The organism is Dactylosporangium sp. CA-233914 (assembly GCF_050942935.1).
GTDB lineage: Bacteria > Actinomycetota > Actinomycetes > Mycobacteriales > Micromonosporaceae > Dactylosporangium.
Map to the genome: position 1 here is coordinate 3,469,005 of NZ_CP192030.1, position 15,340 is coordinate 3,484,344.

Annotated in this window: 10 protein-coding genes; 1 reads left to right on the plus strand and 9 read right to left on the minus strand. The window is 70.7% G+C overall.

What is annotated here, in order from left to right:
- Positions 1-44: 44 nt before the first annotated feature.
- The 5 genes from ACQPY0_RS16020 to ACQPY0_RS16040 all read right to left on the minus strand — a co-directional run bounded on the left by ACQPY0_RS16020 (position 45) and on the right by ACQPY0_RS16040 (position 6,432).
- Entirely contained in the window at positions 45-2,135 is a 2,091-nt protein-coding gene (locus ACQPY0_RS16020) for an MMPL family transporter (protein ID WP_432989456.1), read from the minus strand.
- A 69-nt stretch (positions 2,136-2,204) separates the two neighbouring features.
- Positions 2,205-2,900, minus strand: coding sequence for a response regulator (locus tag ACQPY0_RS16025; protein ID WP_432989458.1), 696 nt, complete (start codon positions 2,898-2,900; stop codon positions 2,205-2,207).
- Positions 2,897-4,108 carry a sensor histidine kinase gene (locus tag ACQPY0_RS16030; RefSeq protein ID WP_432989460.1) on the minus strand — a complete coding sequence of 404 codons (1,212 nt, stop codon included), beginning with the start codon at positions 4,106-4,108 and terminating at the stop codon, positions 2,897-2,899. Before ACQPY0_RS16030 ends, ACQPY0_RS16025 begins: the two co-directional genes overlap by 4 nt.
- A gap of 58 nt (positions 4,109-4,166) precedes the next feature.
- On the minus strand, positions 4,167-5,582 hold the full coding sequence (locus ACQPY0_RS16035) for an alpha/beta hydrolase fold domain-containing protein (RefSeq protein WP_432989462.1): 1,416 nt from the start codon (positions 5,580-5,582) through the stop codon (positions 4,167-4,169).
- A 193-nt stretch (positions 5,583-5,775) separates the two neighbouring features.
- Positions 5,776-6,432: a helix-turn-helix transcriptional regulator gene (locus ACQPY0_RS16040; protein WP_432989464.1), complete on the minus strand. Its 657-nt coding sequence runs from the start codon at positions 6,430-6,432 to the stop codon at positions 5,776-5,778.
- 158 nt (positions 6,433-6,590) lie between these two features.
- Here ACQPY0_RS16040 and folE point away from each other — a divergent pair, with 158 nt between their 5' ends.
- A complete protein-coding gene (gene folE, locus ACQPY0_RS16045) occupies positions 6,591-7,187 on the plus strand; it encodes a GTP cyclohydrolase I FolE (protein WP_432989466.1) in 597 nt (198 codons plus the stop codon).
- Between the two features lie 55 nt (positions 7,188-7,242).
- Here folE and epsC read toward each other — a convergent pair whose 3' ends face one another.
- The 4 genes from epsC to ACQPY0_RS16065 all read right to left on the minus strand — a co-directional run bounded on the left by epsC (position 7,243) and on the right by ACQPY0_RS16065 (position 15,332).
- Positions 7,243-7,791 carry a serine O-acetyltransferase EpsC gene (gene epsC, locus ACQPY0_RS16050; protein WP_432989468.1) on the minus strand — a complete coding sequence of 183 codons (549 nt, stop codon included), beginning with the start codon at positions 7,789-7,791 and terminating at the stop codon, positions 7,243-7,245.
- A 283-nt stretch (positions 7,792-8,074) separates the two neighbouring features.
- Positions 8,075-10,720 carry a magnesium-translocating P-type ATPase gene (gene mgtA, locus ACQPY0_RS16055; RefSeq protein WP_432989470.1) on the minus strand — a complete coding sequence of 882 codons (2,646 nt, stop codon included), beginning with the start codon at positions 10,718-10,720 and terminating at the stop codon, positions 8,075-8,077.
- Between the two features lie 301 nt (positions 10,721-11,021).
- On the minus strand, positions 11,022-13,049 hold the full coding sequence (locus tag ACQPY0_RS16060) for a phosphocholine-specific phospholipase C (protein ID WP_432989472.1): 2,028 nt from the start codon (positions 13,047-13,049) through the stop codon (positions 11,022-11,024).
- 204 nt (positions 13,050-13,253) lie between these two features.
- Entirely contained in the window at positions 13,254-15,332 is a 2,079-nt protein-coding gene (locus ACQPY0_RS16065; RefSeq protein ID WP_432989474.1) for a glycogen debranching N-terminal domain-containing protein, read from the minus strand.
- Positions 15,333-15,340: the final 8 nt, after the last annotated feature.

Sequence of the window (15,340 nt, forward strand, 5' to 3'; positions counted from 1 at the left end):
CGTCCGTGCTGACCGGCCGAGCCGGGAACGTTCAAGTCGTCTCGCTACGCCCCACCGTGGACGCTGGGCATTACCCGGTCGAGCCACCGTGGCAGCCACCAGTTGTATCGGCCGACGAGTTCCATCGTGGCCGGCAGCAGGATCAGCCGCACGATGGTGGCGTCGACGAACACCGCCACGGCGAGGCCGAGGCCGAGCTGTTTGACGCCGACGTCGGCGCCGAGCATCACCGACAGGAACACCGCGATCATGATGGCAGCGGCGGCGGTGATGACCCGGGCGGTGCGGGTGAGTCCCTCGCGCACCGCAGTCCGGGTGTCGCCGATCGTGTCGTACGCCTCCCGGATCCGGGACACCAGGAAGACCTCGTAGTCCATGGAGAGTCCGAACAGCACCGGGAACATGATCAGCGGAACCCAGGCGGTGACCGGCATCGTGGTGGGGAAGTTCAGTACGCTCCCCAGCCAGCCCCATTGCACCACCGCGACCAATACCCCGAACGAGGCGCCGATCGAGATCAGGTTGAGCAGGCCGGCCTTCACCGCGAGCAGCGGGGATCGGAAGATCATCACGAGCAGCAGCAGGGACAGGCCGACCACCATCGCGACGACCAGGGGAAGCCGGTCGGCGGTCAGCGCGGCGAAGTCGATGGCCGTGGCGACCACACCACCGACGAGGACCGGTTGGCCGGCGGTGACCGCCCGCAGCCGGGATACCAGTTCGGTGGTGGCCTCGTCCTGGGTGCCGGTGGTCGGACGGACGGCGAGGATCGCGATCGTTGCGTCGTCGCTGCGCCGCGGCGGGCTCACCGACGCCACCCCGGGCTCGGCCGCGATCGCCGCGGCGACGCGGTCCGGGTCGCCTTCGGGCAGGCGGACCACCACCGACAGGGTGGCGTCGAAGCCGGCGCCGAACCCTTCGGTGAGCATCCGGTGCGCGGCGTAGGCGCTGGTGTCCCGCGGCTGGGTGCTCGCGTCCGGCATGCTCAGCCGCAGGTCCAGCGCAGGGGCGGCCAGCGCCGCCAGCAGCAGTCCGCAGGCCAGGACGGCGACCACCGGCCGGCGGATGACGCTGTCGGCCCAGCGGGACGACCAGGGCCGGGTCGAGGCGCGGCGGCGGTGCACCGACAGCCGGTCGATGCGGTGCCCGACCAGGCCGAGCAGCGCCGGGAGCAAGGTGACCGCCGCCAGCATGGTCGCCACGACCGTCACCGCCGCACCGACCGCCAGGCCGCGCATGAAGCCCAGTCCGGTGAGTAGCAGCCCGGCCAGGCCCACCACGACGGTGGCGCCGGCGAACAGCACCGCCCGACCGGCAGTGGCGGTCGCGGTCACCACGGCGTCCCGCGGGGTGCGTCCGGCGTGCAGCGCCTCGCGGTACCTGCTCACGATGAACAGGGCGTAGTCGACGCCCACCCCGAGGCCGATCATGCTGGCCAGGACCGGCGCGAACCCGGGGGCGGGGAACAGGTGGCCCAGCAGGGACATCCCGGACAGGCCCACCAGGATGCCGAGGACCGCGGTGGCGATGGGCAGCCCCATCGCCAGCACCGAGCCGAGCGCGACGAGCAGGATGACCGCCGCCGCGGCGAGCCCCACCGCGTCCGCGGGGCCGCCGCCGGGGGTCTCGACGTTGTTGACGGCCGGTCCGGCCAGGGCGAAGGTCACCCCGGACCCGCCGGCCTCACGCACCTGGTCGAGCAGGTTGCGGGTCTGCGCCACCGGCATCTCGTCGCTGGGGACGTCGAGCACCGCCACGGCGTACCCGGTGTGCCGGTCGACGCTGATCTGGTCCGGTGCGTCGTACGGCGAACTGACCCGGCTGACGTGTTCGGTGGTGGCGAGCAACTCGACGACATGGCGCACCCGAGCCTGCACGGCGGGGTCGTCCAGGGTGGCGTCGGACCGCACGGCCAGCGTCACGCTGTCGCCGGTGAACCCGGGGAAGTGCTCGGCGATCTGCTGCCGCGCCTGACCGGACTGGGTGGCGCCGGTGCTGAAGGTGTTGTCGGAGCCGGCGCCGTACCCGGCGGCGAGCAGCACCATGGTGGCGGCGAGCACGATCCAGCCGGACAGCACCGTGTACCGGCGCCGGTGGCAGAAGGCGGCGAGGCGGGCGAGTGACGAGTCGGTCATGTCGCAGATCGTCCGGCGCATCCACGACCGAAACGTCCTGCCGGCGAAGACACTCTGCGGCGTGGCCTCCTACCGGCTCGTACTCCCGGTGTCGTATCCGTCCGGCGTGGCCAGGCCGTTCTGGTAGGCGAAGACCACCAGCTGGGCTCGGTCCCGCGCGCCGACCTTCGCCATCGCGCGTGCCACGTGGGTCTTGGCGGTGAGGGGGCTGAGCACGAGACGGGCGGCGATGTCGTCGTTGCTCAGTCCGGCCGCGACGAGTTGCACCACTTCCCGTTCCCGGGCGGTGAGCAGGGCCAGTTCCGGCGACTCCGGTCTCGGCCTGGCCGCGGGCTGCCCGGCCTCGACCGAGCGTCGGATCACCGCCCGGGTGACGGCGGGCGACAACAGCGCGTCGCCGCGGGCCACCACGCGCACCGCCTGCACCAGTTCGTCCGGGTCGGTGTCCTTGACCAAGAAGCCGCTGGCGCCGGAGCGCAGGGCGGCGAACACGTTGTCCTCCTCGGCGAATGTGGTCAGTACCAGCACCCGGACCCCGGACATCCGCGCGTCGCCGGTGATCAGGCGGGTGGCGGTGACCCCGTCCACATCGGGCATCCGGATGTCCATCAGGACCACGTCCGGGCGCAGTTGCCGGGCGAGCGCCACCGCCGTGCCTCCGTTGCCGGCCTCGCCCACCACCTCGATGTCGGGCACACCCTCCAGCAGCGCCCGGAACCCCGCCCGCACCAGGGCCTGGTCGTCGACGAGCAGCACCCGGATCACGACGCCTCACCTTCCAGCGCCCGCGGCGCATCCCGGGGCAGTATCGCCCGAACCTGGAAACCGCCGTCCGGCCGAGGCCCGGCCTTCAGCCGCCCACCAAGCGTCTCGACCCGTTCCCGCATACCCTGCAGGCCACGACCACCGCCGGGGGCGTCCGGCGGTACCGCACCGGCGTCGGGGCCCGGCCCGTCGTCGCGCACCTCGACGGTCACCGAGTCGTCCGTCGCCCGCAGCAGCACCTCGGCGCCGGACTGCTGCCCGGCGTGCCGAAGCACGTTGGTCAGCGCCTCCTGGAGCACGCGGTACGCCACCTGATCCACCGGTCCCGGCAGCTGCTGGTCGGCGAGCTCGCTGTCCACGTCGACCCGCAGCCCCGCGGCCCGCACCGCCGCCAGCAGTTCGGGCAGCCGGTGCAGGCCGGCGTCCCGGTCCGGCGGGACGGCCGGTTCCCCGGCCGGATCGTTGGAACGCAGCACACCGAGGGTGGCCCGCATCTCGGTCAGCGCCGCCCGTCCGGTACCACGGATGGCCTCCAGCGCCTCCCGGCTGCGCTCCCGATCCTGGTCCAGCAGCCGGAGCGCGGCGGCGGACTGCACGGTGATGGTGGCGATCGCGTGTCCCACCGTGTCGTGCAGGTCGCGGGCGATCCGCAGCCGCTCCTCGCTGACCCGGCGCTGCGCCTCCAGTTCACGCTCCCGCTCGGCGCGGGCCAGCCGGAGCCGCACCTCGGCGGTGTACGCGGCCCGGCTCCGCATCAGCGCGCCGAGCAGGATCGCCACCGCCAGCGTCGCCGCCTGCGGCAGAAACGCGGAGAGCACGTCCAGCGCCGGCGTCCCCCGGTGCGCGATCAGCGCGATGGCACCGGCGCTCAGGAAGAACACCGGCACCGGCACCGCCCACCACATCCGCCCGGCGCGCGTCGCGTCGTACAGCGGCACCGCGAGCACCAGCCCTGGCGGGAACCCCGGGTAGTCGAGGGCGTAGAACACCAGCAACACCACCGAGACCGTGTACAGCACGACCGTCGGGTATCGCCCGCGCAGCAGCAGCGGCACCGCCATCGCGATCCCGAGCACGTATGCGAACCAGTCCCGGTCGGCCGAACCCACCTCGCGGCCGGTCGCTATCGCGATCTCGTCGGCGACCAGCACGGCGAGCACGATCCCGGCGTCGACCATCCACCGCCGCAGCGGCTCGCCCCTCAACACGGGCTCACCGTAGGCGCCCGGACGCCCGACCGCCACGGACCATGCCGCCGGTGGGGTGTCACCGTAGTGTGGCTGTGAAGAAGTCCACCACCATACCGGTCACCTCCTGCGTCGACGGCTGCTGTCCGGGGGTGGCCAGTGTGTGCCCGGTGCCGGCGACCGTGACGAACGTGGTCGGCACACCGGCGGCGCGCAGCCGCTCGGCGAACCGGACGGACTGTCGCGGCCGGACGTCCTCGTCCTGCGTACCGTGCAGGATCAGGAACGGCGGCGCATCGTCAGTGACGTAGTTGATCGGGCTGGCCGAGCGGCGGGTGGCCGTGGACGTACCAATACCGGCCCCGAGCAGGAACCGGATGAACGGCGGCGCGTCGGCGAAGTCGTTGAGGTCGGTGGGGCCGAACATGTCCACCACGGCCTGAACCGCGCTGGACTGTTCGGCGTACGGCCCGGACCCGCTCTGGTGATGGGTCAGACCCAGCATCGACGAGAGCCAACCACCGCCGCTGGCGCCCCACACGCCGATGCGGGACTGGTCGATGCCGAGGTCGGCGGCGTGCGCCCGGAGGAACCGCACCGCACATTTGGCATCCTCCATCGGAGCCGGCCACGCGGCGGCGGGGGTCAGCCGGTAGTCGACCGAGGCGACGAGGTAGCCGCCGGCGTTCAGCCGCTCCAGCAGCGGGGTGAACAACGCGGCCTGGTGGTTGGACAGCGACGCGCCCAGCCCGGAGCGTTTCCGGTCGCCGAGTACCAGGCCACCTCCGTGGATGTACATCGCCACCGGCGCGCCACGGCCCGGCGTCGCGGCGGTGGCCGGCGGGGTATAGATGTCCATGGCCAGCGGAACCCCGTCGATCCGGCAGTACTCCACCGTGCTGCGCTTCCCGGCGGGCAGGTGGCGTGGAGCCACGGCGCCGCCGGGAAACCCGGCTCCCGCGAACCCGTCACTGGCCCCGCTGAACCCCACGAACGTGGCCACGAGCACGACCAGCGTCACCGGTGCGACAGCGACCGCCCCAGCCATCCGGCGCAGATGCTGCCGGGGCTGGGCTCGCGCGTCGTCGGTTCCGTGGGAGGCCGCCACCATGCGGAGAACCGGCACAATGCCGAATCCCGCCACCCCGATGACCTGCAGGGCGGCGCAGATGGAGTCGGTGAACCCGATCACCGAGTCGACCGGTATCCACGGCGACGGACCGGGCAGGACCGGTGTGCCGCGGGTCAGGAGCCACACGACGAGCACGGCCAGTGCCGCGGCGGCGGCCAGCAGCACCCGACGCGACGTCGGACGGGCCAGCACGAGGACAATCGCACCCAGCTGTGCGACGCCCAGCACGGCGAACAACACAGCGTACGGCCACGCGGTACGCCACACTGCGGCCAGTGGAGCGAGGTAGATCGAAGCGCCGCCCATGGTGGCCAGCAGCGACGTGATCAACAGGGGGCTCCGCCGCGGAAGTCTTTCTGGCATGCCACCGATCGTCGCGACCCAGGCGCGCGGCATCGTCCGTCCCCGGTAGACAACCGGATCACGCTGACCTTTGTTGTACTTCTTTCGCGTACTCCATCGGGAGTAGCGCACTGCTTCGGTTACCCGCCTGGCTGGTTGCGGCGTGTCTGGGCTGGCTCTGGTCCGCTGGTGCCGATCGGGGTCGCCTGGTGCCTTACCCGGTCGTCGCCGGCACGAGTTCGACACAGCACGCGCCAGGGCGTGGCGCCAGCCGGGCCTCCAGGTCGGTGGCTCCCAGTCCCTCGAGCAGGCCGGCGAGGAGGGTGTGGCTGAGCCCGCACACCAGGGCGGTCTGCCGTGCCGCGAGGGCGTGGAACGGGCAGTTGTGCAGCAGTACCCGTCCGGCGGGCGCCGGCTGCGGCTCGAACCCGAGGCCGGACAGTGCTGCGATCAGGTCGACCCGACCGGACGCGAACCGGGTGCCGATCTCCCGGCCGGTCGAGTGCGCTCGTCGCCGCGCGGCCGCACCGGCGTTTGCCGGGTCGTCCGCGACCGCGTCGGCGAGGATCTCCGCGATCAGTTCGTAGCGGCGCTCGGGCACGGTGATCGCCAGGCCGTCCGTTGCCGGCTCGTACACCTTGGGTGTCCGGCCCCGTCCGCGGGGCTGGTCGGCAGACGCCTCGTAGCGTGCGCACAGCAGTCCCGCGTCGACCAGTTTGTCCATGTGGAATGCGGCCAGCCCGCGGGACATGCGCTGGGCGTCGGCTGCCTCCTCCCGGCTGACCGGGTGGTCCTGGTGCTGCACGTAGTCGTACAGCGCCCGGCGTGTCGGATCGGCCAGTGCGGTCAAGGCGGCCCAGTGGTCCTGCACCCCGCCGAGATTATCACCAACACTGGCTCTTGAAATTATCGACCACTGGGGCCAGGATAGCGATTAACGCCAGCGCTGATTGGTGAAAATATGCGGAGGTGCCTGATGGAACGCCGTCACCGGCGGATTCGCCATGCTCGGCATCGGGGCGAGTTGAGATGACCTTCACCCCGCTGCCGGTCGTCCACCGCCGGCCCCAACGCGATCTCGCCGCCGCCGAACGGGCCGCCGCGGACTTCCTCACCGCACTCGGCATCGACCTGAAGTCCGAAAGCCTGGCCGACACGCCGGGCCGGATGACCCGCGCCTACGCCGAGCTCCTGACGCCCCGGGAGTTCCGGCTCACCACGTTCGACAACGACGAGGGCTACGACGAACTGGTGCTTGCCCGCGCCATCCCGATCCGGTCCGTGTGCGAGCACCACCTGTTGCCGTTCCTCGGCGTGGCCCACGTCGGCTACCTGCCCGGCGAACGGATCCTAGGCCTGTCCAAGCTCGCCCGCGTGGTCGAACTGTTCGCCCACGGCCCCCAGGTCCAGGAGCGCCTCACCAAACAGATCGCCGACTGGCTGACCCGCCATCTGGAGCCGAAAGGTGTCGGCGTCGTGATCCAAGCGGAGCACCTGTGCATGACACTGCGCGGCGTGCGGGCGGTCGGCGCCGAAACGATCACCTCCACGCTGCTGGGCACGCTGCGCGACGACCCTCGATCAAGGGTGGAGTTCTTCACCCTCGCCGGCATCCCGCATGCCTGAACAGTCCACGTCGGACTGTCTACAGGGGAGAGCCGGAACAGCGGCGTACGGCCGATCAGTGCGGTGATGTCGGCGTGAGCCGTGCGTGACTGCTGGGTACGGTTTCGGCGGTGGGTGCGCGCAGCCGGGCGCCCGCCGGGACGTCGGAAAGGACGAGGCACAACGCGCCGATCTCGGCGTCGTCGCCGATGCGCACGGGCCCCAGCACCGTCGCGCCGACGCCGAGCACGACGCGGTCGCCGACGCTCGGGTGGCGGTGGGCGCCCTTCGGGTCGCGGCGCCAGCCGCGGCCGCCGAGGGTCACCTGGTGGTACATGGTCACGTCGTCGCCGATGCGGGCGGTCTCACCGATGACGACCCCGGCGCCGTGGTCGATGAACAGCCGCCGGCCGACGACGGCGCCGGGGTGGATCTCGACGCCGGTGGCATTGCGCATGATCTGCGAGATCAGCCGGGGCAGCAGCGGCACGCCCCAGCGGAACAGCCGGTGCGCGACGCGGTGGCCCCACAGCGCCCACAGGCCCGGGTAGAGCAGGACCTCGACGCAGCGGATGCCGTACAGCGCCGGATCACGCCGGCACGCGGCGCGGATGTCTTCCAGCACAGCGGTTCCTTCGATGGGCAGGCGGACAGGTTCCCGGATTCACCGCCCGCGACAACGCTCGTCGAACATCCGCCGCACGTGCGCACCCGCCAGAGGAACGGCGAACCGGTAGCCGGCGAGCCGCCGCTGGGTACCGTGTTCGCTCATGGCCACGACGTTATCCGCGCACATCGGCGGCGGGCAGGGCCGAAAGTCCCGCCGCGCGGCTTCGTCGGCACCCTCATCGGCCCGCGGCGACCTCCGGGCGGGCCGGATGGCGAAGGGGCACAGTCGGTTCGGTCGGCTACCTGATGCCTGTGGTGTTCGGCACCGGCCTGCCCGCGTAGCTGAAGCGGCCGGCGCGGCGCTGCACGTGGTGGGTGTGGCCGCGTCGGTGCGGCGCCGGCGGATGCGCCGCTCGGCGGGTGAAGAAGGCGCGCTTGGCGAGTTCGATCAGTGCCAGGTAGGCGATGACCATGCCGGCGAGGGCGGCGAAGAAGCCGATCGGCAGGGGTTGGAAGCCGAGCAGGTGTGACAGCGGTGAGAGGGGCAGCAGGGCGCCGACGAGGATGGCGCCGGCCACTGCCAGTGTCAGCGGCAGGCTGGGCCTGCTGCGCAGGAACGGGATCCGGCGGGTGCGGATGGCGAAGATGACCAGGGTTTGGGTGGCGAGGGACTCGATGAACCAGCCGGTGCGGAACAGGGCGGGGCTGGCGTGGAAGACGTGCAGCATCAGCCAGAAGGTGGCGAAGTCGAACAGCGAGCTGATCGGGCCGAAGACGAGCATGAACCGGCGGATGAAGGCGACGTCCCAGTGTGCGGGCGCGGCCACTTGTTCGGCGTCGACGCGGTCGGTGGGGATGGCGAGTTGGCTGGCGTCGTAGAGCAGGTTGTTGAGCAGGATCTGGCTCGGCAGCATCGGCAGGAATTTCAGGATCGCCGAGGCTGCGGCGGCGCTGAACATGTTGCCGAAGTTGCTGGATGTGCCCATGAGGGCGTATTTGATGGTGTTGGCGAAGATCCGGCGGCCTTCGGTGACGCCGTCGGCGAGCACGCCCAGGTCCTTCTCGAGCAGCACCGCGTCGGCTGCGTCTTTGGCCACGTCGGCTGCGGTGTCCACGGAGATGCCGACGTCGGCGGTGTGCAGGGCGAGCGCGTCGTTGACACCGTCGCCGAGGAAACCCACGACGTGCGAGCGGCGCAGTAGCCGGACCAGGCGGGCCTTCTGCTCCGGTGATACTCGCGCGAAGATGGTCGCCGCGTTGGCGGCGGCAGCGAGCTCGGTGTCGTCGAGCGCGTCGATGTCGGTGCCGGACAGCGTTCTGGTGTCGGTGAGACCGAGGTCGCCGCAGACCTTGGCGGCGACGACGGCGTTGTCGCCGGTGGCGATCTTGACGGTGATCCCGAGCCGGGCCAGCCGATGCAGTGAGTCGGCGGCGTCGGCTTTCGGCGGGTCGAGGAAGGCGAGGAATCCGTCGAGGTGCAGGTCGCGTTCGTCGGCGGCGGTGAGGGAGGTCGCGGCGGGCGCGGGGCGGCCGGCGACGGCGACGACGCGGATGCCCTGGGCGAAGAAGCGGTCCAGGGTGGTGTGCGCCTCGGCCGGGACGTCGGCGCAGCGGGCGAGCACCGACTCGGGTGCTCCCTTGACGATGATGTGCGACGCCCCTTGTGGATCTCGTACCAGCGCTGAGGTCATCCGCCGCTCGTGGTCGAAGGGCACCGATGCGATCCGCTGGTACGCAGTGGTTTCCTCCCGCGGGTGCGACGCCTGCCACAGGGCCGCGTCGAGCGGGTTGGCGCCGGCCTGACCGTCGGCGTCGGTGGCCAGCAGCCCGCGCAGGAGGACCTCGGTGCTGTCGGCGCCGGTGTGGTCGACAGCGGCGCGGAAGCTGATGGTGCCGTCGGTGAGGGTGCCGGTCTTGTCGGTGACCAGAACGTCCATGTCACCGAGGTCCTCGATGCACACCAGCCGCTTGACCAGTACCTTGTACCGGGCCAGCTGCCGGGATCCGGCGGCCAGGCTGGTGCTGACCACGGCGGGCAGCAGCTGCGGGGTGATCCCGACGGCGATGGCGAGGGAGAACATCGCCGAGTCGAGCAGGGGCCGGTGCAGCAGCAGGTTGGTGACGAAGATCCCGATCGTGAGCACGACCGCGACCTGGAGCAGCAGCACGGAGAACCGGCGCAACCCCGCCTGGAACGACGTCTCGGGTGAGCGCTGGCTCAGCCCCGCGGCGATCCGCCCGAACTCGGTGTGCATGCCGGTCGCGACCACGACCCCGGCACCGCTGCCGCTGTGCACGACCGTGCCCATCAGGGCGCAGCAGGTGAAGTCCGCCAGCGCCGTGCCGGCCGGCACCGGCGAGGTGTGCTTGTCGACCGGGAGCGATTCTCCGGTCAGCACCGCCTCGTCGCAGGCCAGGCCGTTCGTCTGCAGCAGCCGCAGGTCGGCGGGCACCACGGCGCCCAGCGTCAGCCGGACCACATCGCCGGGGACCAGGGCACTGACGTCGACGTCGACGGCGCCTCCGTCGCGCATGACCGTGACGGTGTGGCGGATCTCGGCGTGCAGGGCCTGTGCCGCGCGTTCGGCCCGATATTCGTTGACGAACCCCAGACCGACGCTGGCGACGAGGATGCTGCCGATGATCACCGCGTCGGTGTGGTCGCCGAGGACGAACGAGATCGTCGCCGTGGCGGCGAGCAGCACGAGCAGCGCACTGCGCAGCTGCCGGGCGAGGATGCGCCAGCCCTGCACCCGATGCGAATGCACGGCGTTGGGCCCGGTCGTCGCCGCACGGGACGTGGCGTCAGCGCCGCTGATTCCATCGGGACCGCTGACGAGGGCGTGCAGAACCTCGTCGCTGGTCATGGTCGCAGCACGCGCGAGCGGCACGTCGGCGTCCCAGCGCCGTTCGGTGTTGGAGGCGACTGCCGAGTGGAGAGTCACGGTGCCGCTCCTTCGCCTGTCGTCGCAGTCCGCGTCCGGACCCGCACCGGTGCGGCTGACGCCGGTTTGTGGCCGTCACTGCGAACGTACGGTGGGCGCCGGAATGGTGGCTTGGGCCTGCGGTCCCGACTTCACCGGGACCTTCGCCTCCGACATGCGCATCCGGGCGCCGCGTTGGTGCTGGCTTCCGGCGCCTACCGGGACGGACCGTTCGCGGTCCTCGGTGTCGTGGCCAGGGCGGTGGTGCAGCGGCGTGAACCGCTGCACCTGCCGATGCTCAATGCGACGGTGCCATCGGTGGTCATCCGGATACGCTGGGCGTGCCGGTCTCGATGTGGCCGGTGAAGCGCTGCGACCAGGCCCGGTCGACGTCAACGGTGATCGTGAAGTCGTACCAGCCGTTGTTGTACGCAACGGCGTTGAACCAGTCGTCCACGGTCTGCCCGGCACCCACCCGGTAGGTCCAGGGGCCGTCCGTGCGGTACTGGTTCGACGTGATGGTGAAGGTCATCGCTGACGCTGATGTGTTCTTCATCCGGAACCAGATCGCCTGCTTCCCGGTGTTGGATGCCACCGCGTAGTAGCTGCTGACGAAGGCGTCCTTGCCGGCGGTGGTGGCGTTGCCGATGAAGCGGCGCAGGAAGCGGTTCGGGCCGACCATGCTCAGGTCATATTGGCCTGAGCCGTAGCCTGCCCCGATGTTGAAGTAGTCGGTTGCGGTGCCGCCGGCGTTGACCGTGTACTGCCAGGGGTCGCGGTTGCGGTACGCGTTGGGGTGGATCGAGAAATGGACCGTGCGCGTCGCCTCAGCGCCCTGGTTCACCATCTGGAACCAGGCCAGGATCTTGCCGCTGGCGCCGAACTCGAGCCGGTCGAGGTATCCGTTGGGCTGGTAGGGCAGGGCTCTGGCCGGCCGGGTGCCGGGCTCCTGTGCGGGCAGGGCGTTGTTGCTCGGGGTCGGGTTGGGCAGCGTCTTGCAGTAGGCGTGGGTGATCACGCTTGTGCCGGGCAGCTGCGGCAGCCCGTACACGGGCGAGGCGAAGTCGAAGACGCCGGTGAGGTCGCCGACCACCTTCCGGCGCCACGCGCTGATGTTGGGGCAGGTTGCCGATTTGCCGAGGGCCGCGGTCCACCGTTCCAGGAACCGGATGACGGAGGTGTGGTCGAAGACCTCCGAGCTCACCCAGCCGCCACGGGTCCACGGCGAGATCACCAGCATGGGTACGCGGAAGCCGAGCCCGATCGGTACGCCGCTGAGGAACTCGTCCGTGGTGCCGCCCGGGGGAACCGGCGGCGGCACGTGGTCGAAGCAGCCGTCGTTCTCGTCGTAGTTGAGGAACAGCACGGTCGAGTTGAAGACGCTGGCGTCGGCGTTGAGGGCCTGGATCACGAGGTTGACGAAGTGCGCGCCGTCGCCGGGCGGGGCGGAGGGGTGCTCGGAGAACGCCTCGTTGGCGACCACCCACGAGACCTGCGGGAGAGTGCCGTTGAGGACGTCGGCCCTGATGGCGTCGGCGATCGCCTCGTGCGTGGGCTTCGTGCCAGGCACCGAGGCCATGCCGCGATCGTAGAGGGGGTTGCCCGGCGAGGCGCTCGTGAACCGCTGGAAGTAGGCCAAGCCGTTGTCGCCGAAGTTGTCGCTGGAGCGCTGGTAGACCTTCCATGTCACCCCGGCGTTCTGCAGCGCCTCGGCGTAGGTCTGCCAGGTCAGCCCCGACTCATCGCCGCCGTCCTTGCTGTTCGCGTCGATCTTGCCGCTCCACAGGAAGGTACGGTTGGGCCCGGTCGCGCTGAGCGCCGAACAGAAGTAGGCGTCGCAGATGGTGTAGTTGTCGGCGAGCGCGAAGTGAAATGGGATGTCGCTTCGGTCGAGGTAGCCCATCGTGCGGACGTTGCCGACTCCTGAGATCCAGTTGTCGAGTTTGCCGGTGTTCCACGCCGCGTGCTGCGATGACCAGCTGTGCGCCAACTGCCCGTTGCACTGAGCGATGTCGTCGGGGTCCGCGCCGCCCGCGGGAAGGGTGCTGCTCATCTTCCACGGGTACTGCCACCCGGTGCCGTTGGGCTGGCGGAAGATCGAGCTGCCGGTGCTGGTCGTGATGGCGCTGCGGTCGCCGAAGCCGCGTACTCCCTTCAGGGTCCCGAAGTAGTGGTCGAAGCTGCGGTTCTCCTGCATCAGGATGACCACGTGCTGCACATCGGTGATTGTGCCCGTGGTCGCCGCGGCGGCCTTGGCCGGTGTGCCGGTTTCGATTCCCGGTGCGATCACCGCGCCCGCGGCGGCGCTTGCGGACAGCGTGACGAAGCTTCTGCGGCTTAACCGTCCCATGTGAGGTCTCCTTCGGGGTGAGTCCTGATCGTCGGGCAGTGCATGAGCTACGAAGCGAACCCGGACTGACTTCTCGGCCAACTCGCCGTCGATTGAGGGGAACGGATAGTGAAGGGATCGAGTAGGGCGCTGCCGCCGAAGCTGGTGTGAAGCGCGGTCAGCGCACGAGGGCGTTGGCTGACGGATGGGAGGTCGTCGAGCGTCTCACGCAGCTGTGTCGGTCGGCCTGTGTGCCCCGATGGGTAGTCCTTGAATGGACAGTTCCCTGACGCCGAATTGCCGCGGGGGGTGCTGTTCTTGCTTTCCAGCGGGTATGTCGACCCGCAGACCGAGCATCACGGTGAGGGCCACGGGTGCGACCGCGGCGGCCCACGCCTGCGGGCTGCAGGCCGAGGGATACGGCACGGGTCCGAGGCCGGTGTCGGTCGGGTGGCCGCCGAACAGCTCCGGCAGGCGGGCACCGAAGTGGGGTGCTGCGGCGAGGAGGCCGGACACGAGCCACGCCGCCTGCTCGGTCCGCCCGGATCGGTGCAATCCGTAGGCGGCGACCGCCGTGTCGTGGGGCCACACCGATCCGGCGTGGTAGGACAGGGGGTTGTAGCCGGCAGTACGTGCGCTCAGCGTACGCAGCCCGTAGCCGCTGAACAGGTCCGGGCCGATGAGACGCGCGGCCACCAGGCTTTCCTCGTGCTGCGACAGGATTCCGGTGCCGAGGAGATGACCCATGTTCGAGGCGGGTCCGTCCACCGGCCGCTTGCGGCCGTCGAGTGCTATCGCCGGGTAGGCGCCGTCGGGGTCGTCGATCCAGAATGCCTGGCGGAAGCGCTGAGCAAGCGTGCCGGCCCAGGCTCGCCAGCCGTCGGCGCCGGGCCGCCCGAAGTGCTCCAGCAGCAGCGCGCCCTGCATCGCGGCTTCATAGGCGTAGCCCTGTACTTCGCACAGGGCGATCGGGGCGGTCGCGCGCGTGCCGTCGGCGAAGCGGACGGCGTCGTCGGAGTCCTTCCACCCCTGGTTCGTCAGACCGGCCGTGCTGCCGGGCAGGTATTCGAGGAAGCCGTCGCCGTCGGCGTCGCCGAAGGCGGCCATCCATGCCAGCGCCGCTTCGGCCGCGGGGAGCAGAGCGCGGACCTCGTCCTCGGGCATGCCCCAACGCCACGCTTCGGCCAGGGTCACGACGAACAGCGGTGTGGCGTCGATGCTGCCGTAGTACACCGGCGGCAGCCAGGTCGCGCCGTCGACGGGGCGGAGCTCGTGCGGGATCTTGCCGGGCTGCTCCTCGGTCGCGCGGTCCACGGCTCGACCCTGGCGCCGTGCCAGGGCTCGCAGGGTTCCGGCGGCCACACGCCATCCGAGCGGCAGGGACATCCGCGCGGCCCACAGCGAGTCGCGCCCGAACAGCGTCAGGTACCACGGGCATCCTGCGGCGAAATACGCGTCCCCGGGATCGGCGGAGTCGGCCAGCAGCAGTGCTTTCAGGTCGGCGAACCCGGTGCGCACCATCTCGTCGAAACGGTGATCGGCGCTGTGCACCTGGGGCATGGTGAGCAGAGCGTCCGGGTCGGCGACCGGCAGCGGCACAAACGAACCCTGGGATCGCGCCGGCTCGCTCTCCATGTGAATCGTGACCTCCGCCGACCAGCTCTGGCCGGGCTCCAGGGTCAGCGGCCAGCTCACGGTCCCGGCCTCCGGCGCCACGTCGGCGACCGCCGGCTGCTCAGTGACCACCAGCGAAGCGGCGTAGCCGTCCTCGGAGCGCCAGATCAGCCCGTCCCGGCCGGTCCGGATCTCGGGCGCCACCAGGGCCGTCGGGTACCCGGCCCGGACCAGGCCGATCGGTGCCAGGTCGGTCCCGGCGGCAAGGATCAGCGTCGTCGACAGCGTGGCCCGGGAGGAGTTGACCACTGTCAGTCGCTCAACTCCCCGATCGGGAAAGACGGTGCGGTGGCGTTCAAGCGTCACGGTCGGATCGCCGGTGGCGTCGCCGAGACCGAAAAGCCGGGCCAGGAAGCGGGCCGAGCCCGAGCCGGTCAAAGCGCCTGCGATCGGACGAACGTCCGCGCCCTCGATTGTCACGGTCAAACGTGCGAGAGCCCGACGGTCGGCGATGTATAGGCCTTCCACGCCCCCGGCGGTCTGTCCGCTGTGCGGGGACAGCCACTGGACCGGAGCCGCAACGGCGCACAGTAGGTCGTACACGTCAGGCTGGTTATGGGGGACGGCTCCGGGAGACTGCGGATCCACCGGCGCCGAGGAGGTGGAACTGGCGGTTGTGGATGCGGCCACAGCGGACT